Annotated in this window: 22 protein-coding genes; 18 read left to right on the top strand and 4 right to left on the bottom strand. The window is 63.7% G+C overall.

Annotation, left to right across the window (positions count from 1 at the left end):
* The first annotated feature begins 5 nt into the window (after nt 1–5).
* From HRQ64_RS04595 to HRQ64_RS04620, 6 genes are all read left to right on the top strand, one after another.
* Nucleotides 6–551, top strand: coding sequence for a copper chaperone PCu(A)C (locus HRQ64_RS04595; protein ID WP_248308192.1), 546 nt, complete (start codon nt 6–8; stop codon nt 549–551).
* A 157-nt stretch (nt 552–708) separates the two neighbouring features.
* Nucleotides 709–1,635: an ABC transporter substrate-binding protein gene (locus HRQ64_RS04600; protein ID WP_172122383.1), complete on the top strand. Its 927-nt coding sequence runs from the start codon at nt 709–711 to the stop codon at nt 1,633–1,635.
* A 75-nt stretch (nt 1,636–1,710) separates the two neighbouring features.
* Nucleotides 1,711–2,682 (top strand): ABC transporter permease, encoded by a 972-nt coding sequence (locus HRQ64_RS04605; RefSeq protein ID WP_172122384.1) that lies wholly within the window; start codon nt 1,711–1,713, stop codon nt 2,680–2,682.
* Between the two features lie 31 nt (nt 2,683–2,713).
* The gene (locus HRQ64_RS04610; RefSeq protein WP_349236731.1) at nt 2,714–3,679 is read left to right on the top strand and encodes an iron chelate uptake ABC transporter family permease subunit; all 966 of its coding nucleotides are present in this window, start codon (nt 2,714–2,716) and stop codon (nt 3,677–3,679) included.
* Entirely contained in the window at nt 3,676–4,434 is a 759-nt protein-coding gene (locus tag HRQ64_RS04615; protein WP_172122386.1) for an ABC transporter ATP-binding protein, read from the top strand. The genes HRQ64_RS04610 and HRQ64_RS04615 overlap by 4 nt, the downstream gene beginning before the upstream one ends.
* Before the next feature lie 34 nt (nt 4,435–4,468).
* On the top strand, nt 4,469–4,867 hold the full coding sequence (locus HRQ64_RS04620) for a VOC family protein (protein ID WP_172122387.1): 399 nt from the start codon (nt 4,469–4,471) through the stop codon (nt 4,865–4,867).
* Here HRQ64_RS04620 and HRQ64_RS04625 read toward each other — a convergent pair.
* Nucleotides 4,864–5,286, bottom strand: a complete 423-nt coding sequence (locus HRQ64_RS04625; protein WP_127751957.1) for a helix-turn-helix domain-containing protein — start codon at nt 5,284–5,286, stop codon at nt 4,864–4,866. The two genes, HRQ64_RS04620 and HRQ64_RS04625, sit on opposite strands and share 4 nt — an antisense overlap.
* 100 nt (nt 5,287–5,386) lie before the next feature.
* Here HRQ64_RS04625 and HRQ64_RS04630 point away from each other — a divergent pair, with 100 nt between their 5' ends.
* Entirely contained in the window at nt 5,387–6,136 is a 750-nt protein-coding gene (locus HRQ64_RS04630) for an SDR family oxidoreductase (protein ID WP_172122388.1), read from the top strand.
* Nucleotides 6,137–6,159: 23 nt separating this feature from the next.
* Here the strand turns inward: HRQ64_RS04630 and HRQ64_RS04635 are convergent, their stop codons facing one another.
* Genes HRQ64_RS04635 through HRQ64_RS04645 form a run of 3 tightly spaced genes read right to left on the bottom strand, consistent with a single transcriptional unit; the run spans nt 6,160 to nt 9,882 of the window.
* Entirely contained in the window at nt 6,160–7,677 is a 1,518-nt protein-coding gene (locus HRQ64_RS04635) for a hypothetical protein (RefSeq protein ID WP_172122389.1), read from the bottom strand.
* A gap of 4 nt (nt 7,678–7,681) precedes the next feature.
* Nucleotides 7,682–8,626, bottom strand: a complete 945-nt coding sequence (locus tag HRQ64_RS04640) for a DUF6384 family protein (protein ID WP_127751960.1) — start codon at nt 8,624–8,626, stop codon at nt 7,682–7,684.
* Nucleotides 8,627–8,655: 29 nt separating this feature from the next.
* Nucleotides 8,656–9,882 (bottom strand): cell surface protein, encoded by a 1,227-nt coding sequence (locus HRQ64_RS04645; protein WP_206524685.1) that lies wholly within the window; start codon nt 9,880–9,882, stop codon nt 8,656–8,658.
* A gap of 233 nt (nt 9,883–10,115) precedes the next feature.
* Between HRQ64_RS04645 and HRQ64_RS04650 the strand changes: the two genes are divergently transcribed.
* The 11 genes from HRQ64_RS04650 to deoA all read left to right on the top strand — a co-directional run bounded on the left by HRQ64_RS04650 (nt 10,116) and on the right by deoA (nt 22,065).
* Nucleotides 10,116–10,592: an SRPBCC domain-containing protein gene (locus HRQ64_RS04650; RefSeq protein ID WP_172122390.1), complete on the top strand. Its 477-nt coding sequence runs from the start codon at nt 10,116–10,118 to the stop codon at nt 10,590–10,592.
* A 176-nt stretch (nt 10,593–10,768) separates the two neighbouring features.
* The gene (locus HRQ64_RS04655) at nt 10,769–11,773 is read left to right on the top strand and encodes a BMP family ABC transporter substrate-binding protein (RefSeq protein WP_172122391.1); all 1,005 of its coding nucleotides are present in this window, start codon (nt 10,769–10,771) and stop codon (nt 11,771–11,773) included.
* A gap of 12 nt (nt 11,774–11,785) precedes the next feature.
* Entirely contained in the window at nt 11,786–13,381 is a 1,596-nt protein-coding gene (locus HRQ64_RS04660; RefSeq protein WP_172122392.1) for an ABC transporter ATP-binding protein, read from the top strand.
* A complete protein-coding gene (locus HRQ64_RS04665; RefSeq protein ID WP_127751964.1) occupies nt 13,378–14,508 on the top strand; it encodes an ABC transporter permease in 1,131 nt (376 codons plus the stop codon). The genes HRQ64_RS04660 and HRQ64_RS04665 overlap by 4 nt, the downstream gene beginning before the upstream one ends.
* Nucleotides 14,509–14,511: 3 nt before the next feature.
* A complete protein-coding gene (locus HRQ64_RS04670; protein ID WP_172122393.1) occupies nt 14,512–15,480 on the top strand; it encodes an ABC transporter permease in 969 nt (322 codons plus the stop codon).
* 28 nt (nt 15,481–15,508) lie between these two features.
* On the top strand, nt 15,509–15,919 hold the full coding sequence (locus HRQ64_RS04675; protein ID WP_127751966.1) for a cytidine deaminase: 411 nt from the start codon (nt 15,509–15,511) through the stop codon (nt 15,917–15,919).
* 194 nt (nt 15,920–16,113) lie between these two features.
* Entirely contained in the window at nt 16,114–16,908 is a 795-nt protein-coding gene (locus HRQ64_RS04680) for a purine-nucleoside phosphorylase (RefSeq protein WP_172122394.1), read from the top strand.
* Nucleotides 16,905–17,894 carry a deoxyribose-phosphate aldolase gene (deoC, locus tag HRQ64_RS04685; protein ID WP_172122395.1) on the top strand — a complete coding sequence of 330 codons (990 nt, stop codon included), beginning with the start codon at nt 16,905–16,907 and terminating at the stop codon, nt 17,892–17,894. The genes HRQ64_RS04680 and deoC overlap by 4 nt, the downstream gene beginning before the upstream one ends.
* Before the next feature lies 1 nt (nt 17,895).
* The gene (locus HRQ64_RS04690) at nt 17,896–18,315 is read left to right on the top strand and encodes a hypothetical protein (protein WP_172122396.1); all 420 of its coding nucleotides are present in this window, start codon (nt 17,896–17,898) and stop codon (nt 18,313–18,315) included.
* Nucleotides 18,316–18,334: 19 nt separating this feature from the next.
* Nucleotides 18,335–20,713: an aldehyde dehydrogenase family protein gene (locus tag HRQ64_RS04695; protein ID WP_172122397.1), complete on the top strand. Its 2,379-nt coding sequence runs from the start codon at nt 18,335–18,337 to the stop codon at nt 20,711–20,713.
* A 17-nt stretch (nt 20,714–20,730) separates the two neighbouring features.
* Nucleotides 20,731–22,065: a thymidine phosphorylase gene (deoA, locus tag HRQ64_RS04700; RefSeq protein ID WP_172122398.1), complete on the top strand. Its 1,335-nt coding sequence runs from the start codon at nt 20,731–20,733 to the stop codon at nt 22,063–22,065.
* Nucleotides 22,066–22,069 lie beyond the last annotated feature (4 nt).

The raw sequence follows: 22,069 nt of genomic DNA on the forward strand, positions 1-22,069 counted from the left end.
CTCCGATGTTCCGCCGTTTCCGTGCCGCCGCCATCGTCTCTGCCCTGCTGCTCGTAGCGCCCGCCTTTGCTCATAACGGGGTGGTGCATCACGGCCCTCTCAACATTTCGGTGCCTTTTACCCGCGCGACCCTGCCCAATGCTCCCGTCGCGGGCGGGTATCTGACCATCGAGAACACGGGCGATGCGTCCGACCGGTTGGTTTCCGCCACTTCCCCCGCTGCCGGCACGGTGCAACTGCACCAGATGAAAATGGAAGGGGATGTCATGAAGATGAGCCCCATGGCCGACGGCATCACCATCGAAGCGGGCCAAACCGTCGCGCTCGAGCCCGGTGGGCTGCACATCATGTTCCTGGGCCTGACCCAGCCCTTCGTTGAAGGCGAGAGCGTCCCTGTGACCCTGGTCTTCGAGCATGCCGGCCCGGTCGAAATCGAAATCCCGGTGCAGGCCGCCGATGCGACCGAGGCCCATGGCGCGGGTGAGCACGCCCATGACGCCCCCGAAGGCGAGCACAGCCATGAAGCGCCCGAGGGCGAGCACAGCCACTAGGGACTAAACCCCGGCGCCACTCGCCCTGTATAGGTGAGTGGCGGCCTCAACTATCTTTTGACTCGGCGCTTCCGCCCGGTTAGGTAACCCGACAAGCAACGTCAGCTTAAAACTGGCAGTGCAGAGCTGTTTGCCCAAACCCTGGATTGGAAGTCTCGTGAACACCATCACCCGCACCCCCTCCTTGCTCGCCGCGCTCGTCGCTGGCGCGCTGGCCTTTACCAGCCTGGGCACCCAGGCTCAGGAAGTCACCGTCACCCATCCCCAGGGTGAAACCACCATCACCGGCGTACCCGAAAAAGTGCTGGTGTCCGATTGGGCAGCCTTTGACAACCTGACCTCGCTCGGCGTTCCGGTCGCTGGCATTCCCTCGTCCAATGTGCCCGCTTACCTCGCTGACTCCGTTCCCGCCGACGCGCTCAAGATCGGCTCGCTCCAGGAGCCCGATTTCGAAGGCATCGCTGCCGCCGACGCCGATCTTTATATCGTCGCTGCCCGCTCGCGCACCGCGTACCCGACCGCCGCCGAAATCCTGCCCACCATCGACCTGACCGTCGACAATGCCGATCTGGTCGAGGGCGTGGAAGCCAACATCACCAAGCTCGGCGAGATCTTTGGGCTCCAAGAGAAGGCCGCCGAACTCAACGCCAATCTCGAAGCCAAGATCGCCGAAGTCAAAGCTGCGGCCGAAGGCAAGGGCACCGCGCTCGTGCTCGTGACCAATGCCGGCAATGTCGGCGTTTACGGACCCGGCTCGCGTGTCGCCTGGATCTACAATGAACTCGGCATGCCCTCGGCCATGGCCGATGTGGAAGACGGCGATCACGGTGGCGACAGCGTTTCCTTCGAGTTCATCCTCGAAACCAATCCCGATTGGCTCTTCGTGGTCGACCGTGATGCCGGCGTTGGCGAGAACACCGGCGCTGCTGCCGCCCTGCTCGACAACGAATTGGTGAACCAGACCACCGCCGCCAAGGAAGGTCACATTGTTTACCTCGACCCCCAAGCCGCTTATGTCACCATGCATGGCTATAACGGCCTGATGCTGATGCTCGATCAGGTGCTGGAAGGCCTCAACAGCTAACACCGGCCCCTAGCGATCAATCATTCAGCCCGGCGGATCATTCCGCCGGGTTCTGCCATTTGAGAACGAGGTGCCATGCGGGCCTTGCCGCTGCTGATTATCGCTGGTGTGGCCACGCTTCTGCTGGCGATTGCGAGCCTGTTTATCGGGGTCAGCGATGTGACGCTGGCGGGAGTGTTTTCGGGTGGCCCCGAAGGGCGGCCGATGCAGGTGCTGCTGATCAGCCGCGTGCCGCGTACCCTGTCTCTGCTGCTCGCCGGCTCCTCCATGGCCATTGCCGGCCTTGTGATGCAGATCGTCGTGCGCAACCGCTTTGTCGAGCCGGGAACGGTGGGCACCACGGAGTCCGCGCTACTGGGCTTTTTGCTCGTGACTCTGCTGGCACCCGGTTGGCCCATCATGGCCAAGATGATGGTGGCAGCGCTGTTTGCCCTCGCCGGCACTTTCCTGTTCTTGCGGGTGATCCGCAGCGTGCCGCCCCGCGATGTGCTGCTCGTGCCCCTGATCGGCATCATGCTGTCGGGCATTATCGGGGCGGTGACGAGCTTTTTTGCTTATCGCTTTGGCCTGCTGCCCTCGCTCCTCGCCTGGGAGCTCGGCGATTTTTCTGGCGTGCTGCGGGGCCGCTATGAACTGCTCTGGATCGGGTTGGTTTGTGCCGTCGCGGCTTACTGGGCCGCCGACCGCTTCACCGTCGCCGGCATGGGCGAGGATTTCACCACCAATCTGGGGCTCAACTACAACAAAACCATGACCCTGGGGCTCATCATCGTCTCGATCTCGAGCGCGGTGGTGCTGGTGTCCGTCGGCATCATCCCCTTCCTCGGCCTCGTCGTGCCCAATGTCATCAGCCTCCTGGTCGGGGACAATATGCGGCGCACCGTGCCCTGGGTAGCCGTGTCGGGCGCGGCCTTCGTGGTGGCCTGCGATATTCTGGGGCGGGTGATCCGCTACCCCTATGAGATCCCGATCGGGGTGGTTGTCGGCGTCATCGGCAGTGTCATCTTCCTTTATCTGTTGCTCAGGACCCGTCGCAGTGCCGCCTGATTTCTCCACGGCTCACGCCCCGTTCCTGGGCATTTCGCGCCGCACCTGGACCCGGCCGGTGCTGGTGCTCGTCCTCCTGTCGCTGCTGGCACTGGTTTCCATCGTCTGCTTCATGACGCTGGGGGCCAAGGGCAGCTGGAGCTTCGTGATCCCGTTCCGCGGCCGCAAGCTCCTCGGCCTGATCCTCGTTGGCTATTCGGTGGCGCTCTCGACCGTGCTGTTTCAGACCGCCACCAATAACCGGATCCTCACGCCCTCGATCATGGGCTTTGATAGCCTTTACGTGCTGCTGCAAACCTCGCTGGTGTTCTTTTTCGGCATTGGCAGCCTCATCAGCCTCAATCCCGACCTGCATTTCCTCCTCGAAATGGTGGTGATGATCGGCTTTGCCAGCGCGCTCTTTTCCTGGCTCTTCGTGTGGCAGGAGCGCAGCCTGCACCTGCTGGTGCTGGTGGGCATTGTCTTTGGCATCATGTTCCGCAGCGTGATTTCCTTCATGCAGCGCTTGATGGATCCCAATGCCTTCAACGTGCTGCAGGACAGCTTCTTCGCCAGCTTTTCGCGCGTCGATACCGACCATCTCCTCTTCGCCTATGCGGTCCTTGCGGTCGTGACCATTGCCGTGATCCGGATGATCCCGGTCTTTGATGTGCTGACCCTTGGGCGCGCCAATGCGATCAATCTTGGGGTCAATTACAAGCGCACCATCACCGCCATGCTGATCATGGTTTCGGTGCTGGTGGCGGTCTCGACGGCACTCGTGGGCCCGGTGACCTTTTTTGGGCTCCTGGTAGCGAGCCTCGCCCATTCGCTGGTCGGCAACAGCAAGCATAAATATGTGCTGCCGACGGCCGTCCTGCTGGCCGTGATCTGCCTTGTGGGTGGGCAAACCGTGCTCGAGCGCATATTTGAGTTCGATACGGCGCTCTCGATCATCATCGAGTTTCTCGGTGGTATCGTCTTTATTTTCCTGGTTTTGCGGAGGGCGGGGCGATGATCATCACCACCAACGTCACCAAACATTATGGTGCCAGCTGCGTGGTGGATGGCGTGACGCTGTCCATTCCCGCTGGCGGCATCACCTCCATTATCGGGCCCAATGGGGCGGGCAAGTCGACCCTGCTGTCCATGGTCAGCCGCCTCATGAGCATGGACAAGGGCACCGTCACCGTCGATGGGCTCGATGTCAGCAAGACCGGCAGCGAAGTGCTGGCACGGCGCCTGTCCATCCTGCGCCAAGACAACCACATGACCGCGCGCCTGACCGTGCGCGACCTCGTTTCCTTTGGCCGCTTCCCCTATTCGCGCGGCCGGCTGACGCGCGACGACGAAAAGCGCATCGACGATGCCATTGGCTATCTCAATCTGGGCGAGCTGTCGGACCGGTTCCTCGACGAGCTTTCGGGTGGGCAGCGCCAGCGCGCTTTTGTGGCGATGGTGCTGTGCCAGGATACCGATTATGTGCTGCTCGACGAGCCGCTCAACAATCTCGACATGAAGCATGCCATGGGCATGATGAAGCTCTTGCGCAAGGCGGCCAATGAGCTGGGCAAGACGGTCGTGCTGGTGCTGCACGACATCAATTTTGCGTCCTGGTACTCCGATTTCATCATCGCTATGAAGCATGGCAAGGTCGCGGCTCAGGGCCCGGCCGACGAAATGATCCGCCCCGAAGTGCTGTCGGGCATTTACGAAATGGACATCAAGGTCCATGAGATCGGCGGCCAGCGCATCAGCGTGTACTACGAATAACGCCTACTGAGACCGCCCGAGGAGCGCGCCAGCCATGAAGCCAACCATCAGCATCATCACCATCGGCGTCGATGATCTGCCGCGCGCCTTTGCCTTTTACCGCGCGCTGTTCGAGCTGGGCGACGACCAGATCGGGGCAGGGGACGACCATGTGGCGTTTTTCCTCGATGAGCGGCTGAGCTTTGTGCTGTTCCCGCGCACCCAGATTGCCGAGACCGCGGGGCTCGAAGCCCCCGTAGCGGGCTCGCCGGGCTTTGTGCTCAGCCACCGTGCCGCCGATGCCGCCGAAGTCGATGCCATTCTCGACCAGGTGCTGGTGGCGGGTGGCTCGATCATTACCCCGGGCACATCGTCCGAATGGGGCTACTCGGCTTACTTCGCCGACAGCGAAGGCAATGTCTGGGAACTGATGGCGACCCCAACCGCCAATTAAGCCGCGCCATTACGTTCGGCAAAGGCCTTGCGGCTCGCCTCGATAGCCGCGTGATGCTCTTCCGCCCACAGCCAGACGCCGCAAAACGCGCCCCCGAGACTCCGGCCCATCGGGGTGAGGCTGTATTCCACATGGGGTGGGATCACCGGATGCACGGTTCGTTGCACGAGGCCATCGGCTTCCATCTGCCGCAGGGTCTTGGTCAGCATCTTCTGGCTGATCTCGCCGACCTTGCGTCCCACATCGGTGAAGCGCAGCGTGCCGTGATCATTGAGGGCTTCAAGGATCAGCATGGTCCATTTGTCGGCGACCTTGCCGATGATGTCGCGCACCAGGCGATCGAGTTCGGGATCGAGCGGCTTGCCGCCAGCGCGCTCGCTCCACTGGTAGATCGAGGGGGCCGAAACTTCTCGCGGCATCGACACTCTCCGTTGGGTGCGTATGGATCTTTTGGGTGCCTACTTCCCGATGGAGAGTATGCGGCTTAACTCTGGGCGACACAAGCCAAGGAGAGTTTTCATGCGCATGAGCGGCAATACCATTCTCATTACCGGCGGCGGCTCCGGCATCGGCCGCGGCTTGGCCGAAGCCTTTCACCGCGCGGGCAATCAGGTGATCATCAGCGGGCGGCGCCAGGACGCGCTCGATGCGGTCACCGCCGCCAATCCCGGCATGGCGGCATTCACCGTGGACATGACCGACCCCGAAGCGATCCGCGCCTTTGCCCAGCGGGTGATCGCGGCGTTTCCCGCGCTCAACGCCGTGATCAACAATGCCGGGATCATGGTCGATGAAGATTTGGTCGCGGGGGACTATCTGGCGATCGCCGAGGCGACTGTGGCGACCAATCTGCTGGGCCCGATCCGTCTTACGGCTGCCTTGCTGCCGCATCTGCTGGCGCAACCCCAGGCCGCGGTGCTGACTGTGTCATCGGGCCTCGCCTTTGTGCCCAAGGCCTCGACGCCGACCTACAGCGCCACCAAGGCGGCAATCCACAGCTATTCCCAATCGCTGCGCTACCAGCTGCGCCACACGGGTGTGGAGGTGATCGAGCTCGCCCCGCCCTATGTGCAAACCACGCTGCAGGGCGAAAAGCAGGCCAATGATCCCAATGCCATGCCGCTGGCTGACTATATCAGCGAAACCATGCAGCTGCTGGCGACAGGACCCGAGAATGGCGAGGTGCTGGTGCAGCGGGTGCATCGCCAGCGCTTTGCCGAGCAGAGCGGCAATGCCGCTGCGGTGTTCGGCTTCATCAACCCGGCCTGAGGCCGGAGATCGGGTGGCGGCGGCTAGAACCCGCCGCCCGTCTTGAACCCGCCATGCTTGCGGGTGCCGCTCGAGCCGGTGCGCGGGCGCGAAAAACCGCCGCCGCCTGCGGGCGGGCGCCCACCGCCGCCATCGCGCCTGCTGCCACCGCCAAAGCTGCCTTCGGGCCATTGGAAGCCGCCCCCCCCTTGCGGCCAGGGATTGGCGCTGCGCCCATTATTGGGCAGGCCCTCGCCGCCACCCCAATCACTGGTGCCGGGGTTCCAGTTCTGCGAGCGCCGCCAATGCTCCCAATAGGAGGCGGCGGAAATCCCACCGCGCAGGAAATCGTTGAGCATGTCGCCCACGAGCCGGTCTTCGCCAAAGCTCGAGCGGGGATCGTCAAAGCGCTGCTTTTTGAACTCCCACTGGATGTCCTCGAGCTCGCGCCGGCGGGCGGCGAGGGTCTTGAGGCGCGCCTTTTGCTCGCGCACCTCGGCGTCTTCTTCCTTCATGCGCGCCCGGGCATCGTCGATCTGGGCGACGATGGTGTCGTCGCGCCCGGTGCGGGTCAGCCGCGCTTCGGCCAGCAGCGTCTGGATATCCTCGCGCCCCAGCTCGGTCGCGAGCGTATCGAGCGCTTCGGCAAAGGAGGGATCGCGCCCCTGCGCCATGGCTCCGAGCGCCTGGGCGGCGCCGTCGCGGCGATCTTCGGCGGCGACGATCTCGGCGTCGATCGCCTCGATGCGGGCCTGCATGGCCGCGAGCGCTTCGCGCAAGGGGCGACCGCCCGCTTCGTCGATGGCGACCTGTTCGAGCCGGTCGAGCTCGGCCTGCGCCGCTTCCGCATTGGCGATCTGGCGCTCGGCATGTTCGCGCAGGCGCATCGGCAATTCGTTGAGCATGGCAAAATTGGGCCGCGCCTTGTTGAAGCCGACGATCCCCGCGACCCAGCCATCAAGGAAGCGCACCAGATTGTTGGCGCGATAGCGCGAGGTGCCGTAGCCGGCTTCCCACAAATACATGAACAGCGGATCGCTGCGATAGGGGCTGCCCTTTTGCGCCTGGTCGGCTTCCGCCTGCTCGGTCTTGCGCATGGATTGGGCGGCAATCTCGGCGAGTTCCTCGGCCTCCTGCCGCTTGGCGATCCAGGCGGGGTCGGTGCTGATCTGCGCCTGGAGGCGCGCGCCCAGTGCCTTGAGCTCGCTTTGCCTTGTTTCGAGTTCCGCCAGCGCCTGGGCGCGCTGCTCGGTCAGCCCCGCCAACTCCGCATCCGCGGCGGCGAGCCCTTCCTCGGCCTGGCTCAGATGGCGCGCATGGTCCTTGAGCATTTCGCGCGCCTTGCTTTCGGCCAGCGAAATGCGCCCGTCGAGTTCGCCCTGCACGCCCGGATCGAGGCGTAATTGCGCCAGCTGCCGGAACAGCTCCGCTTCGCTTTCGCGCATCTTGCTCAGCCGCTCGGCGGAGCGGGCAAGCCGGCGCGAGATTTCGTCCTCTTCGCGCCGGATGTCGCGCATGGCCTCGTCGAGGCTGGCCAGGGCCTGGGGTCCGCGGATGCTCATTGCTTTACCACCGCGTCAGTGCCCCGCCGAGAACCGGCATCAGATATTCGACCTGCATGAACCCGTCCGATTTGCGGCCCACTTCATTGGCTTCGATGATGCCGTTGTCGCGCTTGTCGGCGGCAACGGCGTTGTAGACCGCCTCGGGCACGCGGATGGCCCAGACCGAAACGGTCTCGGTTTCCATGGTTTCCTCGTTGAGCACCGGCAGCGACAACACGTCCCCATCGGGTCCTACCGCTTCCACCACGATGTAGTAATTGGTCGCGGCCGTGTTGATCTCGGGGAAGGTCCAGAAACCCGATTGCTGATCGGGCCGGTTGATCACGCGCAGGGTGTATTGCTGGCGCAGCAGGTCGCGCAGGTCGGTCAGCCGCTTGACCGCGTCTTCCGCGCCCGCGCGATTGCCTTCGGCGGCAAAGGCCTTGCCGCGTGAGCGCAGCACTTCGGCCTCCACCACGGCCTGCTGCACCTTGGTTTCCTCGAAAATGGTCTGGTAGAGCATGTCCATCTGCGCGGGCAGGCCTTCGCTGAGCTCGATGCGCGCTTGCTCAGCCTGGCTCGACTGATAAGGCCGCCAGGCGCCGAAATAGCCGACGGCACACACAAGCAGCACCAGCAGCAGCGCGCCCACCGGCTTGCCCCAGCTTTTGCGCCCGACATAAAGCCGCGCCAAAGTGGTGCGCCAGCCCGGAGTGGGCGGGTCATAAACGAACCGGCTTTCAGCCAGCGCCGCCACGCCTTCCCGCAGGATATGGTCGGGCACTTCGATGCCCTGGTGGCGATACACCTCGCGCAGCTTGTCGATCAGCTGCTGCTCGCGGGTCACCCCTTCGAGTTCACGCACGGCAAGGTCCTGCCGGTGACGGAGCGTGTCGACCACGTCCATCGCCAGCATGACCTCGTCGAGCGGGGCAGGGGCAGGGGCCTTCGCCTGAACATCGCTCATGGTCGGGCCTGCATCCGCGCTCGTCCTACTCAGCGGCCAGATTCAAGCAGCAAGGCATTGCCTTCGGTCGCGAGGGTCGCGAGGCGCCGCTTGCCGTCTTCAACTGCATCGCGGATCTCGGCCGAATTCTTGGTCGAGGCCACGCGCATCTCGTTGATGATGGTGCGCGACTTTTCCTGAAAGTTGATGACGCTGTCGACGAGCTTCTTGACTGCATCGGCACGCACGGTCGGGCCATACCCGGCGCGCACCGCTTCCTCGCCCACCCGGTCGCCGATTTCCGAGAGGGTCTCGAGGCTCTTGCTCATCCCCTCCTTCATCGCATTGAGCGTGGCGGTGGATTCGTTGAGCCCAAACATGCCGGTGAACGAGGCCGACAGGGCCGTCAAAACGGTTTCATTGGTGGAAAAGAACGAGATCGACTGCTGATACACCCGCTCCTTGGCATTGGTGGTCTGCATCAGCCGGGCCATCACCACTTCGGAGGTGTTGTAGGAGATGGTCAAATTGTCCGAAAGGTCCTTGGCGATCTGGTAGCGCTTTTCCTCGTTCTGCATTTCGCGCAGGCGCTCGTCGCGCGCCATTTCAAGGCGGGCGCGATCGGCCGGCACAGTGCCGGCATAGCCGGCCAGTTCCTCGGCCGCAGCCTGCAAGATATTCTTCTTTTCTTCCAGCCGCTGCTCGGCCGTGGCCAGCACTTCGAGCGCCATCACCTCGGCTTGCTTCAGCGCCCCGCGGAAATCGCGATAGGCCTCGAGAATGGTGTGCTCGCGCTCGATCTGGTCCTTGGTGTCGGCGGTGACCGCGAGATAGGTGTCGCGAATTGAATTGAAGCGCGTGGCTATGTCGCCGCGGCTGACCTTCATCCACACATTGCTGACGCGTTCCACCAGGTTGATCTTGTTGTCGGCCAACTGGTCGACCATCGCCTTGGCGTCGTCGCGGATGGAGTCAAAGCCCTTGGTGATGTCCTCGTAGCGCTCGCCGATCTTGACGGCCGCGACCTGCTCGCGCACCACCTCGTTGAAGGCGCTGGCTTGGGACAGCGTGCGCCCGATCAGGATCACCCGGGTTTCATCCAGGTCGGTGATCTGTTGCAAGAGGCCCGTGATGGGCTGTTCGCCCTGCTGTTCTGGCCAGATCCCCAGATTTCGGATCGCGTTGACGGCCTTGTCCAGATACTGCAGCGGCTGCTCGGCAACGGCGGAAGGCACCGAATTGGCGGTGGGCGTAGCAGTGGTGACTTGGCTGGCCATGTTCGCTCCTGATTCTGCGCGGCATCGGCGAGATCGCCTGGTTGCGCTATAGATTGCTGCTGGCCTAACGCGTGACAATTGCATCTGCGCCACAGGCCGACTATTTAGGCCATATTGGTGCGAAAAAGCCGCACGTAAAGGGCAGGGGCAAAAACAGTGCAAAGCATTTGCAAACCACGGTATTTTCGCCACAGCGCTGCCATTTTTCCGCCCGTCGCGCTGGGCATGCGCTGATGCAGTTCGGTGGCCGTTATCTCATTGCTGCGCCCCGTCCCGTGGTTTGGCTCGCCCTGAATGACGCCGCGGTGCTGCAAGCCGCCATTCCCGGCTGCCATCGCATCGAATGGTCGGGCCCGACAGCGCTCGACCTCGAGATCAAGGTCAATCTGGGCGTGGTGCATCCCGTGTTCAAAGGCGGGCTCAACCTGTCCAATATCGTTCCGGCCGAGCGCTATACGCTGACGGGCCGCGGCAAGGGCGGTCTGTTAGGGCTCGCCGAAGGGGCGGCCGATATCGTGCTGACCGACCGGGGCGAACAGACTGAACTCGTGTTCACCGCCACCGGCGGCGCCTCGGGCCAGCTCATGCGCCTGGGACAGGCGATTATTGGCAACTCCGCGCAAAAGATCATCGATGGCTTTTTCGCCCGCTTCGGCGATGCGATGGGCGCCGCGGTGACTCCGCTGCCACCGCCAGAGCAGGCGGGTTAGCCGCCGGCCGCGCCTACCGGAGCGGCGGCATGGTCAATCTTTGTTCAGATCATTGAAGGCGCTGCTTTTTTGCTTGCGGACAAGGGGATTGCACGATTGTATCCCCCCAGAGCGCAGGGAGAATTCACCGTTGGGCGTGGCGCCAACGCTCCATTGCGAGACAGGGAGACGACCTCATGAAGTTTGCAAGCTCCATCAAGGCACTGGCCGGCGGGATCGCGCTGAGCGCACTGCTTTCGGGTGCCGCCTTTGCTGATCCCGCACTGATCTATGATCTGGGCGGCAAGTTCGACAAGTCCTTCAACGAGGCCGCCTATAACGGCGCCGAGAAGTGGAAGGCAGACACCGGCGGCAACTATCTCGAACTGGAACTGCAAAACGACGCCCAGCGCGAACAGGCCCTGCGCCGCTTCGCCAGCCAAGGCGCCAACCCAATCGTCGTGATGAGCTTCATGTGGGAATCGGTGCTGGCCCCGCTCGCCGCCGAATTTCCCGACACCAATTTCGTCGTGATCGACGCCGTGGTGGATGCTCCCAATGTCCAGTCGATCCTGTTTGACGAGCATACCGGCTCGTTCCTTGTCGGTGCGCTCGCGGCGATGAAGTCCGAAACCGGCACGATCGGCTTTGTGGGTGGTATGGATGTGCCCCTGATCCACAAATTCTATTGCGGCTATGCCCAGGGCGCCAAGGCGGTGAACCCCGACATCAAGCTGATCGAAAACTATACCGGCACCACCCCGGCCGCCTGGAATGACCCGGTGACCGCCGGTGAACTGGCGACCGCCGCTTCCGACGCCGGCGCCGACGTGATCTTTGCCGCTGCCGGTGGCTCGGGTCTCGGCGTGCTGCAGACCATGGCCGACCAGGGCAAGTATTCGATCGGCGTCGACAGCAACCAGAACTATCTGCACCCCGGCTCGGTGCTGACCTCGATGCTCAAGCGCGTCGACAATGCCGTCGTGGAAGCCTTCACCAATGGCGGCGATGACGCCACCTTCAAGCCGGGCCTCACCATTCTGGGTCTGGAGGGCGATTTCGTCGATTACGCCGTCGACGAGAACAACCAGAGCCTCATCACCCCCGAAGACCAGGCCAAGCTCGATGAGCTCAAGGGCAAGATCGCTTCAGGCGAGATCGAAGTGCATGATTACACCACCGACAACAACTGCCCGCTGTAAAGCCCTGCGCTAATGAGCGGTATTGATCCCACCAATCCACAGCGGCCGGACCCGGCCGCTGTTCCCGTCCCGGCAGCGGGCTGGGCCATCGAGCTTGAGGGGATCAACAAGCGCTTCGGCCCGGTCCATGCCAACAAGGACATCGACCTCAAGGTCGCGCGCGGCACAATCCACGGCATTGTGGGGGAAAACGGCGCCGGCAAGTCGACGCTGATGTCCATCCTCTATGGCTTTTACACCGCCGACAGCGGCACGATCCGCGTCAACGGGCAGGTGCAGGCCGTCACCGATAGCCGCCATGCGCTCCAGCTCGGCATCGGCATGGTGCACCAGCACTTCATGCTGGTGGAAAACTTCACCGTGCTCGAAAATGTGGTGCTGGGCGCCGAGGATTCCGGGTTTTTGCGCCCAAGCCTGGCGCGGGCGCGCAAGGAACTGGCGCGGCTCGAAGCCGAATATGACCTTGAGGTCGACCCCGACGCGGTGATCGAGGATATCTCGGTTGGCCAGCAGCAGCGGGTGGAAATCCTCAAGGCGCTGTATCGCGGCGCCGAAACGCTCATTCTCGATGAACCCACCGGCGTTTTGACGCCCAAGGAAGCCGACGACCTGTTCCGGGTGCTGCAAACCCTGCGCGACCAAGGCAAGACGGTCATCATCATCACCCACAAGCTGCGCGAGATCATGGCCATCACCGACAATGTTTCGGTGATGCGCGGCGGCGAAATGGTGGCGACGCTCCCCACCAGGAACACCAATCCCGAACAGCTCGCTGAGCTGATGGTCGGGCGCCGCGTCTTGCTGCGCATCGAAAAGGGCCCCGCTCATCCCGGCAAGACCCTGCTTGAGGTGCGCAACCTCGTCGTTGCCGACGATCTGGGCATTGTGCGGGTCAAGGATGTCAGCTTTTCCGTACGGGCCGGCGAGATCGTCGGCATTGCCGGGGTGTCGGGCAATGGGCAGACCGAACTGCTCGAGGCCGTCACCGGCATGCGCGACCAGCGCGCAGGCGAGGTGATCCTCAATGGCAAGCCGCTGTCCCTGCGCGGCGATGATGGCGCGGCGCGCGCCCGGGCCGCGGGCCTCGCCCATGTGCCCGAGGACCGGCAGCGCATGGGTCTCGTCACGAGCTTTGCCGAATGGGAAAACGCCATTCTCGGCTACCAGGACGATCCCGCCTATGGGCGCGGACCCTTGCTCGATATTGCCGCCGCCAAGCGCGACGCGGCCGAGCGCATCGCCACTTTCGACGTGCGCCCACCCGACATCAACCTCAAGACGGCGCTGTTTTCGGGCGGCAACCAGCAAAAGATCGTGCTGGCGCGCGAAATGGAGCGCAATCCCGATGTGCTGGTGGTGGGCCAGCCCACGCGCGGCGTCGATATCGGCGCCATTGAATTCATCCACAACCAGATCATCAGGATGCGCGATGCCGGCAAGGCGATCCTCGTCGTTTCCGTGGAGCTCGACGAAATCCGCTCGCTGTCGGACCGCATCCTCGTGATGTTTGACGGCCAGATCGTGGGGGAAGCCGATCCCGCCACCGCCACCGAAGGCGAACTTGGATTGATGATGGCCGGCGTCACCGACAGAAAGGCCGCCCAATGAGTGCGCTTCGGCCATTGCCGCGCTGGGCCGATATTGCCCTGCTGCCGGTGCTCAATCTCGTGCTGGCTTTCATCGTGTCGGGCATCGTGCTGCTGCTGATCGGGCAGAACCCGTTCGTGGCGCTCTGGGCCATTGTGACCGGCGCCTTCGGCAATGGCTACAATATCGGCTATACGCTTTATTACACCACCAACTTCATCTTCACGGGGCTGGCCGTGGCGCTGGCGGCCCATGGCGGGCTCTTCAATATCGGCGCCAATGGGCAGGCCTATGTCGCCGGGCTCGGCGTGATCCTGGCCGCCACCGCGCTCGATACCACCCATTGGCTCATCGTGGCGCCCGTGGCGCTCTTGGCAGCAGCGCTGTTTGGCGGGGCCTGGGCGTTTATTCCGGGCTATCTGCAGGCCAAGCGCGGCAGCCATGTGGTGATCACCACCATCATGTTCAATTTCATCGCCTCGGCGCTGATGATCTACATGCTCAACCGCGTCCTCAAGCCCGCCAATGTATCGGGCCCGGAATCCCGCATGATCGCCGAAGCCGGGCGCATGCCCAAGCTGGGGCAGTTCTTTGAGCCCTTCAACTATACGCCGGTCAATCTCTCCATTGGCATCGCGCTGCTGGCGCTCGTCGCCGTTTACGTGCTGATCTGGCATACTCGTTTTGGCTATGCCCTGCGCACCATGGGGCAGAACCCCACCGCCGCGCGCTATGCCGGCATTTCCAACAGCAAGATGATCATTATCACCATGACCCTGTCGGGCGCGCTGGCGGGCATGGTGGCGTTCAACGAAGTGCTGGGCGTGCAGAACCGGCTGGTGCTCGATTTCGTCGCCGATGCCGGCTTTGTCGGCATTGCCGTGGCGCTGATGGGGCGCAACCATCCGCTGGGCATTGCGCTGGCCGCGCTCCTGTTCGGGGCGCTCTACCAGGGCGGCAACGAGCTGCAATATGTGATTTCGGGGCTCGATCGCACCGTGGTGGTGATCATCCAGGCCCTCGTGATCCTCTTTACCGGTGCCATGGAAGGCCTGTTTCGGCCCGCCCTGCAACGCAGCTTTCTCCTCATCAGCCCGGAATCGCGCGCCGAAGCGGCCGCGCGCTCCACCGTTTCGAGCGAGAGCTGAGCCATGGATATCTCGGCCGTTCTGTCCATTCTCGATGCGACGCTGCGCCTCTCGACCCCGCTGCTGCTGGCGTGCCTTGCCGGCCTCTATTCCGAGCGGGCCGGCATTTTCGATATCGGCCTGGAAGGCAAGATGCTGGCGGCCGCCTTTGCCGCCGCCGCCGTCGCGGCCGTCAGCGGCTCGGTCTGGCTGGGCTTGCTCGCCGGCACGCTGGTTTCGGTGTCGACCGCCCTGTTGCAGGGCGTCGCCGCCATTACCCTCAAGGGCAACCAGCTGATCGCGGGCGTCGCCATCAACATGCTGGCGGCGGGGCTGACCACCTTTCTCGGGCAGCAATGGTTCCGCCAGGGCGGCCGCACCCCGGCCTTGCCGCCGAGCGGGCGCTTCGGCACGATCGAGCTGCCTTTCGCGCGTGAATTGTCCGGGGTGCCAATCATCGGCCCCATCTATGCCGACCTGATCTCGGGCCACTACATCCTGGTTTATGTCGCCTTCGCCATGGTGGCCGTCACCGCCTATGTGCTGTATCGCACCCGCTTTGGCCTGCGCCTGCGGGCGGTCGGCGAAAACCCCAAGGCGGTCGATACCGCCGGCATTTCGGTCAACAAGCTGCGCTTCCAGGCCGTGCTGATCACCGGGGTGCTCTGCGGGCTCGCTGGCGCTTATTTCTCCATCGCCCAGGGCTCGGGTTTCGGCAACAACATGACGGCCGGCAAGGGCTATATCGCGCTCGCCGCGCTGATCTTTGCCAAGTGGAAGCCGGTGCCCGCCATGTTCACCTGCCTCCTGTTCGGCTTCCTCGACGCGCTGCAGATCCGCCTGCAGAACTTCGAGCTGCCGATCATCGGCGTCGTGCCGGTGCAGGCCATCCAGGCGCTGCCCTATGTGCTGACCGTGGTGCTGCTCGCGGGCTTTATCGGCAAGGCCGTGGGCCCCAAGGCGGGCGGCGTGGCCTATACCAAGGAGCGCTAGCTTTCTTGCCCCCGAAAGGACCCTTGCCATGCTGAGCGATGCCACCGACGAGGCGCTGTTCCAGGCCGCAGAAGCCATCCGCGCCAAGGCCTATGCGCCCTATTCCCGCTTTACGGTGGGCGCGGCAATCCTCGCCGATGACGGGCAGATCTATAGCGGCTGCAACATCGAAAACGCAGCTTACCCCGTCGGCAATTGCGCCGAAGCTTCGGCCATTGCCGCGATGATCGCCGGGGGCGGCAAGCGCATTGCCCGCATCTATGTGACGGGCCCTGGGGCCGCGCCGGTCACCCCTTGCGGCGGCTGTCGCCAGCGCATCCGCGAATTTGCCGATCTCGATGTCACGGTGATCTCGCATGGCGTCGAGGGCGAGCCGCTGCTGACGACGCTCGAACAATTGCTGCCGCACAGTTTCGGGCCAGAATACCTGCCGAAGTGAGTTTTTTGGGAAGGCGGGGTCTGGTTGCCTGCGTCCCCTCCCCCTTGAGGGGTGGGAGGGCAGGAGCCGCCCGCCTTGTGTTCCGCTTCGCTCAGCCAAGAATGTGTGTCCCTTCCCTTAAGTAGGGCCAGGAAGGGGTTTAGGTCCCGCACCAAACCCGCCACATATAAAAAACCAAAAACGAGACCAAAACCATGACCAAAGCCGCCAAGACCATTCGCCAGATCGCGGGCAAGGAACCCATCAGCGCCGCCATTGTGCTGGGCTCGGGGCTGTCCTCGATTGGCGAGCAGTTGGCGGACGCCATCGCCATCCCTTATAGCGAGCTCAAGGGCTTTCCGGGTGGCGGCGTTTCGGGCCATGGGCGTGACCTCTTGATCGGCACGATGGGCGGCAAGCGCATCGCGGTGCTGACCGGGCGCGAGCATTATTATGAGCATGGCAATGCCGCCGCCATGCGCCCGGCGCTTGAAACCATGGCGGAGCTCGGCGCGCACACCCTGCTGCTGACCAATTCGGCCGGCTCGATCGATGAGCGCCTGCGCCCGGGCGATCTGATGATGATCTCCGATCACATCAATTATGCCGGCATGAACCCGCTGATCGGGGAGGCCACCGACCGGCGCTTCACCAATATGGTGGATTGCTATGCCCCCGAGCTGCGCGCCAAGGCCATGGACATTGCGGAGCGGCGGGGGCTGCATTTGGGCGAGGGCATTTATCTCTGGTATTCCGGCCCGAGCTTTGAAACTGTAGCCGAAATCCAGATGGCAATCCGCCTGGGCGCCCAGGCCGTCGGCATGTCCACGGCACCAGAAGTGATCCTCGCGCGTTTCCTTGGGATGAAGGTGTGGGCCTGCTCCTCGATCACCAATATGGGCGCGGGCCTGTCGAGCGAGAACATCAGCCATGAGCACACCAAGACCATGGCCGTTGCGGGCGCGGACAAGCTCAAGCAGCTGATCCCCGCGCTGGTGGAGGAACTATGAGCCTGAGGGTCGTCAACCAGCAACCAACCGCCCCGGTGCATCGCCGCAATCCCGGCTTCACCCTCGATCTCGATTGGGTGGAAAGAACGGTGATGAACCGGTCCGCCCTCGAGCGCCGGGCCGGCACGATCGGCGCCCGCCGCACGGTGAAAAAGGATTATCAGCTCGCCTGGCTGCTCAAGGCGATCACGCTGCTCGATTTGACGACGCTCAATGCCGATGACACGCCCGCGCGGGTGGAGCGGCTTTGCGCCAAGGCGCGCCAGCCGGTGCGCCCCGAAATTCTCAAGCGCCTGGGCGCGGAAAAGCTGCGCATCGTGCCCGGCGCAGTCTGCGTCTACCATAGCTTTGTCGCCACGGCCGTGCACGCGCTCGAAGGCAGCGGCATTCCCGTGGCGGCAGTATCCACCGCCTTTCCGCATGGTCTTGCGCCCCTTGAAACCAAGCTGCGCGAAATCGAGCTTTCCGTTGCCGATGGGGCGCGGGAAATCGACATCGTCATCGAGCGCGGCACCGTGCTCAGGGGCGACTGGCAGGGGCTCTACGATCAGATCCGCGCCTATCGGCAGGCTTGTGGCGACGCCCATATCAAGACCATTCTGGGCACCGGGGAATTGGCAACCCTCACCAATATTGCCAAGGCGTCGCTCGTCTGCATGCTGGCTGGCGCTGATTTCATCAAGACCTCGACCGGCAAGGAAAAAACCAACGCCAATCTCGTGACTTCGCTGGCCATGATCCGCATGATCCGCTGGTTTGCCGAGGAAACCGGCATCGAGATCGGCTACAAGCCGGCCGGCGGCATTTCCCAGGCCAAGGACGCGCTGGCCTATATGGCGTTGATGAAAGAAGAGCTGGGCACCCATTGGCTGCAGCCGCATCTGTTCCGCTTCGGCGCTTCGAGCCTGCTCACCGATATCGAGCGCCAGCTCGAGCATGGCGTAACCGGGCACTACGCCGCGGATTATCGCCAGCCGATGGTGTGAGATGTTCCCGTTCCTTCCAAAGTTGGTATCGCTGTGGCCGCTGGTAGCTGCAAGCGTTCAACAGCCCATACTGCTTCCGGATGACGGTGCTTTCCATCCGGCACCAAACGCGGTGGCCAGCTTCCTGGGAGAGCAGTTCGAGGCCGTGCCTGCTCCCACCATCGCGGACAAGGTAGCAGTCACGACCTGTCGCCTTGAACTCATGGAAGAACAAGCCGGCTTTCAGTTCAAAGGCGCCTATTTTTGCTGGGTGGACTTTGGGTGTAGCAAAGTGGAAATGGTACCCGTTTGGTTCGATCAACACCAAATGTGGTTCGGCCCGGACAGTGCAGGGCGCCTCGTCGCAATGTTCTGTGCCGAAAGCATTTCTGATCCGGAACGACGCAAGGCACTTTCGCAAGACGTACAACGCGGCGGCTAGCCAGAAGGGGACGCCAGTTATGAACAAGATCGCGCAAATCTTCGAAACCCTCGACTACGGCCCTGCTCCCGAAGCCGCCGATGCCGCGATCACCTGGCTCGATAGGCACAACAGACGCTTTGGTCACTTCATCGCTGGGCAGTGGACCGCGCCGGGGACGACCTTCCCCACCCATAATCCGGCGACGGGCGAACCCCTTGCGCTGATCACCCCCGGCACCGCTCAAGATGTGGACGCCGCCGTGGGCGCCGCCCGCGCCGCTTTCCCCCGCTGGAGCGCGCTTTCAGGCTTTGAGCGCGCTAAATATCTCTATGCGCTGGCGCGCGCGGTGCAAAAGCATGCGCGCTTGTTTGCCGTGCTCGAAACCCTCGACAATGGCAAGCCGATCCGGGAATCGCGCGACATCGATATTCCCCTGGTGGCGCGCCATTTCTACCATCATGCCGGCTGGGCCCAGCATGCCGCGCGCAGCTTTCCAGGCCAGGTGCCCTATGGCGTTTGCGGGCAGATCATCCCGTGGAATTTTCCGCTGCTGATGCTGGCCTGGAAGATCGCGCCGGCTCTCGCCGCCGGCAATACTGTGGTGCTCAAGCCGGCCGAATTCACCTCGCTGACGGCCCTCTTGTTTGCCGAAATCTGCGAGAGGGTCGGCCTGCCACCGGGCGTGGTCAACATCGTCACTGGCGCCGGCGACACGGGCCAGGCGATCGTCGCCCATCCCGGCATCGACAAGATCGCCTTTACCGGCTCGACCGAAGTGGGCAAGGCCATCCGCGCCGCCACTGCCGGTTCGGGCAAGGGCCTTTCGCTCGAGCTGGGGGGCAAGAGCCCCTACCTCGTCTTTGACGATGCCGATCTCGACAGCGCCGCCGAAGGGCTCGTGGACGCGATCTGGTTCAACCAGGGCCAGGTCTGCTGTGCCGGCTCGCGGCTGCTCGTGCAGGAATCCATCGCCGAGCGCTTCATCAAGAAGCTCAAGACGCGCATGGCCACGCTGCGCCTCGGCGATCCGCTCGATAAATCCATCGATGTGGGCGCCATGATCGACCCGGTGCAGGTGGAGCGCGTCCGCAAGCTGATGGCCAAGGGCATCGCCCAGGGGGCCGAAGTCTTCGAGGCCGAGGGCGAACTGCCCGCCAAGGGCGCGTACCTCAAGCCCGCCTTGGTCACCAATGTTTCGCCCGCCAATACGCTGGTGGCCGAAGAAATCTTCGGGCCGGTGCTGGTGGCGATGAGCTTCCGGACGCCCGAGGAGGCAGTGGCGCTGGCCAACAACACCCAATTTGGCCTCGCTGCCACGATCTGGAGCGAGAACATCAATCTGGCGCTCGATATTGCCCCAAAACTTAAGGCGGGCGTGGTGTGGATCAACGGCACCAACCAGTTCGATGCGGCCGTGGGCTTTGGCGGCGTGCGCGAATCCGGCTTTGGTCGCGAAGGCGGGCGCGAAGGCATGGCAAGCTATCTGCGCCCCGCCTGGGAACACGAATTGCCGCTCGCCGCTGCCCCGGATGCCGAGCCGCTCGAAGCACCGGCGCGGCCATCCGCCAATCCGCTCGACAGCCTCGACCAGACGGCCAAGCTTTATATCGGCGGCAAGCAGGCCCGCCCCGATAGCGGCTATTCGCTGCCCGTTCATGGCACCGATGACAGCCTGATTGGCGAAGTGGGCGAAGGCAATCGCAAGGATATCCGCAACGCCGTGGAAGCAGCGCGCAAGGCGCTGGGCTGGAGCAATACGACCGCTCATAATCGCGCGCAGATCCTTTATTTCCTCGCTGAAAACCTCGACTACCGCCGCGCCGAATTTGCCCGCCGCATCGCGGCGCAAACCGGCGGGGATGGTGAAGCCGAAGTGGCCGCCAGCATCGAGCGGCTCTTCGCCTTTGCCGGCTGGGCCGACAAATATGATGGCGCCATCCACAATCCGCCCACACGGGCCGTCGCTGCCGCCATGGTCGAGCCCATCGGCGTATTGGGCATTGTCGCGCCGGCCGAGCAACCGCTGCTGGGGGCGGTGAGCTTGCTCGCCCCGGCCATTGCGATGGGCAACACTGTGGTGCTGGTGCCATCCGCCCCTGCGCCGCTCAGCGTCACCGACCTCTACCAGGTACTCGAAACCTCGGACGTTCCGGCAGGGGTCGTCAACATCGTCACCGGCAATGGCGAGAGCCTGGGCAAAACGCTGGCCGAACACCACGGCGTCGACGCCCTCTGGTTCTGCGGCTCGGCGGAAGCCTCTGCCCTCCTCGAAAAGGTTTCGGCCGGCAATCTCAAGCAAACCTGGACCACAAGCGGCCGCCGCTTCGACTTCACCGACGCACAAAAATTCGCCGGCGACTACTTCCTCGCCAAAGCCACCCAGATCAAAAATGTCTGGATCCCATACGGGGCGTGAGCGGGGAGGGTTCGTAGATGAGCTTTCTCCCCCAGGAAATCATCCTCGGCAAGCGCGACGGCCGGGCTCTGCCGCCCGCTGACATTGCCCGTTTCATTGCCGGCCTTGGCGATGGTTCGGTCAGCCATGCCCAGGCGGCGGCGTTGGCCATGGCGGTGTATTTCCGCGGCATGGACATGCCCGAGCGGGTAGCACTGACCCTGGCCATGCGCGACAGCGGCACCGTGCTCGATTGGTCCGATCTCGATGGGCCGGTAGCCGACAAGCATTCCACCGGCGGAGTGGGGGACAATGTGTCCCTGATGCTGGCGCCCATCCTGGCGGCCATGGGCATGTTCGTGCCGATGATTTCGGGGCGCGGGCTCGGCCATACCGGGGGCACGCTCGACAAGTTCGATGCCATTCCCGGCTATTCCACCAGCCCCGACAATGCGCTTTTCCGCCGGGTGGTGCGCGAGGTGGGCTGCGCCGTGATCGGGCAGACCGCCGATCTCGCCCCTGCCGACAAGACGCTGTACGCCATTCGCGATGTCACCGGCACGGTGGAGTCGGTCCCCCTCATCACCGCCTCCATCCTTTCGAAAAAGCTGGCGGCCGGTTTGGGGGCCCTGATCCTTGACGTCAAGACCGGCTCGGGCGCCTTCATGCCGACGCTCGAACAATCGCGCGAACTGGCGCAAAGCCTCGTCGATGTCGCCAATGGGGCAGGGCTGCGCACATCAGCGCTGATCACCGACATGAACCAGCCCCTCGCCAGCGCGGCCGGCAATGGGCTCGAAATGCGCAATGCTGTCGATTTCCTCACCGGCAAGCACCAGGATGCTCGCCTGCGTGAGGTGACGCTCGCCCTTGCCGCCGCCCTTGCGGAACTGAGCGGCGTGGTGCCCGACCAGGCAGCGGGGCTCGAACTGGCCGAGGGAGCCCTCACCAGCGGGCGCGCCACCGAACGCTTCAGCCGCATGGTGGCGGCGCTGGGCGGACCGACGGACTTCGTCGAGCAAATGGACCGCCATCTCGCTCCGGCACCGCTGGTGCGCGACGTGTTTGCGCCGGAAGAGGGTGTTGTGGCCAGCATCGATACCCGAGGCGTCGGCATGGCCGTGGTGGCATTAGGCGGCGGGCGTACATCGCCGGGGGAAACGATCGATCATCGCGTCGGCTTTGACCACCTGCTGCCGCTTGGCGCCAGGGTGGATAACCGCACCCCCATCGCCCGCCTGCATGCCCGCGACGCCGCCAGTGCTGATGAGGCCGAACGCCGCCTTGTTGCTGCCTACCGCCTGGGCGAAACTGCGCCCGATCAGCCGCTGATCGCCGCCGTGCTGCCGCCGCCCGCTACCCCAAGGACCTGACGCC

Source organism: Devosia sp. 919 (assembly GCF_013185965.1).
Taxonomy (GTDB): Bacteria; Pseudomonadota; Alphaproteobacteria; order Rhizobiales; family Devosiaceae; genus Devosia.

Coding starts and splice junctions, on each gene's coding strand:
- HRQ64_RS04595 (WP_248308192.1), top strand. CDS start 6: ATGTTCCGCCGTTTCCGTGCCGCCGCCATCGTCTCTGCCCTGCTGCTC.
- HRQ64_RS04605 (WP_172122384.1), top strand. CDS start 1,711: ATGCGGGCCTTGCCGCTGCTGATTATCGCTGGTGTGGCCACGCTTCTG.
- HRQ64_RS04615 (WP_172122386.1), top strand. CDS start 3,676: ATGATCATCACCACCAACGTCACCAAACATTATGGTGCCAGCTGCGTG.
- HRQ64_RS04620 (WP_172122387.1), top strand. CDS start 4,469: ATGAAGCCAACCATCAGCATCATCACCATCGGCGTCGATGATCTGCCG.
- HRQ64_RS04625 (WP_127751957.1), bottom strand. CDS start 5,286: ATGCCGCGAGAAGTTTCGGCCCCCTCGATCTACCAGTGGAGCGAGCGC.
- HRQ64_RS04630 (WP_172122388.1), top strand. CDS start 5,387: ATGCGCATGAGCGGCAATACCATTCTCATTACCGGCGGCGGCTCCGGC.
- HRQ64_RS04635 (WP_172122389.1), bottom strand. CDS start 7,677: ATGAGCATCCGCGGACCCCAGGCCCTGGCCAGCCTCGACGAGGCCATG.
- HRQ64_RS04640 (WP_127751960.1), bottom strand. CDS start 8,626: ATGAGCGATGTTCAGGCGAAGGCCCCTGCCCCTGCCCCGCTCGACGAG.
- HRQ64_RS04645 (WP_206524685.1), bottom strand. CDS start 9,882: ATGGCCAGCCAAGTCACCACTGCTACGCCCACCGCCAATTCGGTGCCT.
- HRQ64_RS04650 (WP_172122390.1), top strand. CDS start 10,116: ATGCAGTTCGGTGGCCGTTATCTCATTGCTGCGCCCCGTCCCGTGGTT.
- HRQ64_RS04655 (WP_172122391.1), top strand. CDS start 10,769: ATGAAGTTTGCAAGCTCCATCAAGGCACTGGCCGGCGGGATCGCGCTG.
- HRQ64_RS04660 (WP_172122392.1), top strand. CDS start 11,786: ATGAGCGGTATTGATCCCACCAATCCACAGCGGCCGGACCCGGCCGCT.
- HRQ64_RS04665 (WP_127751964.1), top strand. CDS start 13,378: ATGAGTGCGCTTCGGCCATTGCCGCGCTGGGCCGATATTGCCCTGCTG.
- HRQ64_RS04670 (WP_172122393.1), top strand. CDS start 14,512: ATGGATATCTCGGCCGTTCTGTCCATTCTCGATGCGACGCTGCGCCTC.
- HRQ64_RS04675 (WP_127751966.1), top strand. CDS start 15,509: ATGCTGAGCGATGCCACCGACGAGGCGCTGTTCCAGGCCGCAGAAGCC.
- HRQ64_RS04680 (WP_172122394.1), top strand. CDS start 16,114: ATGACCAAAGCCGCCAAGACCATTCGCCAGATCGCGGGCAAGGAACCC.
- deoC (WP_172122395.1), top strand. CDS start 16,905: ATGAGCCTGAGGGTCGTCAACCAGCAACCAACCGCCCCGGTGCATCGC.
- HRQ64_RS04690 (WP_172122396.1), top strand. CDS start 17,896: ATGTTCCCGTTCCTTCCAAAGTTGGTATCGCTGTGGCCGCTGGTAGCT.
- HRQ64_RS04695 (WP_172122397.1), top strand. CDS start 18,335: ATGAACAAGATCGCGCAAATCTTCGAAACCCTCGACTACGGCCCTGCT.
- deoA (WP_172122398.1), top strand. CDS start 20,731: ATGAGCTTTCTCCCCCAGGAAATCATCCTCGGCAAGCGCGACGGCCGG.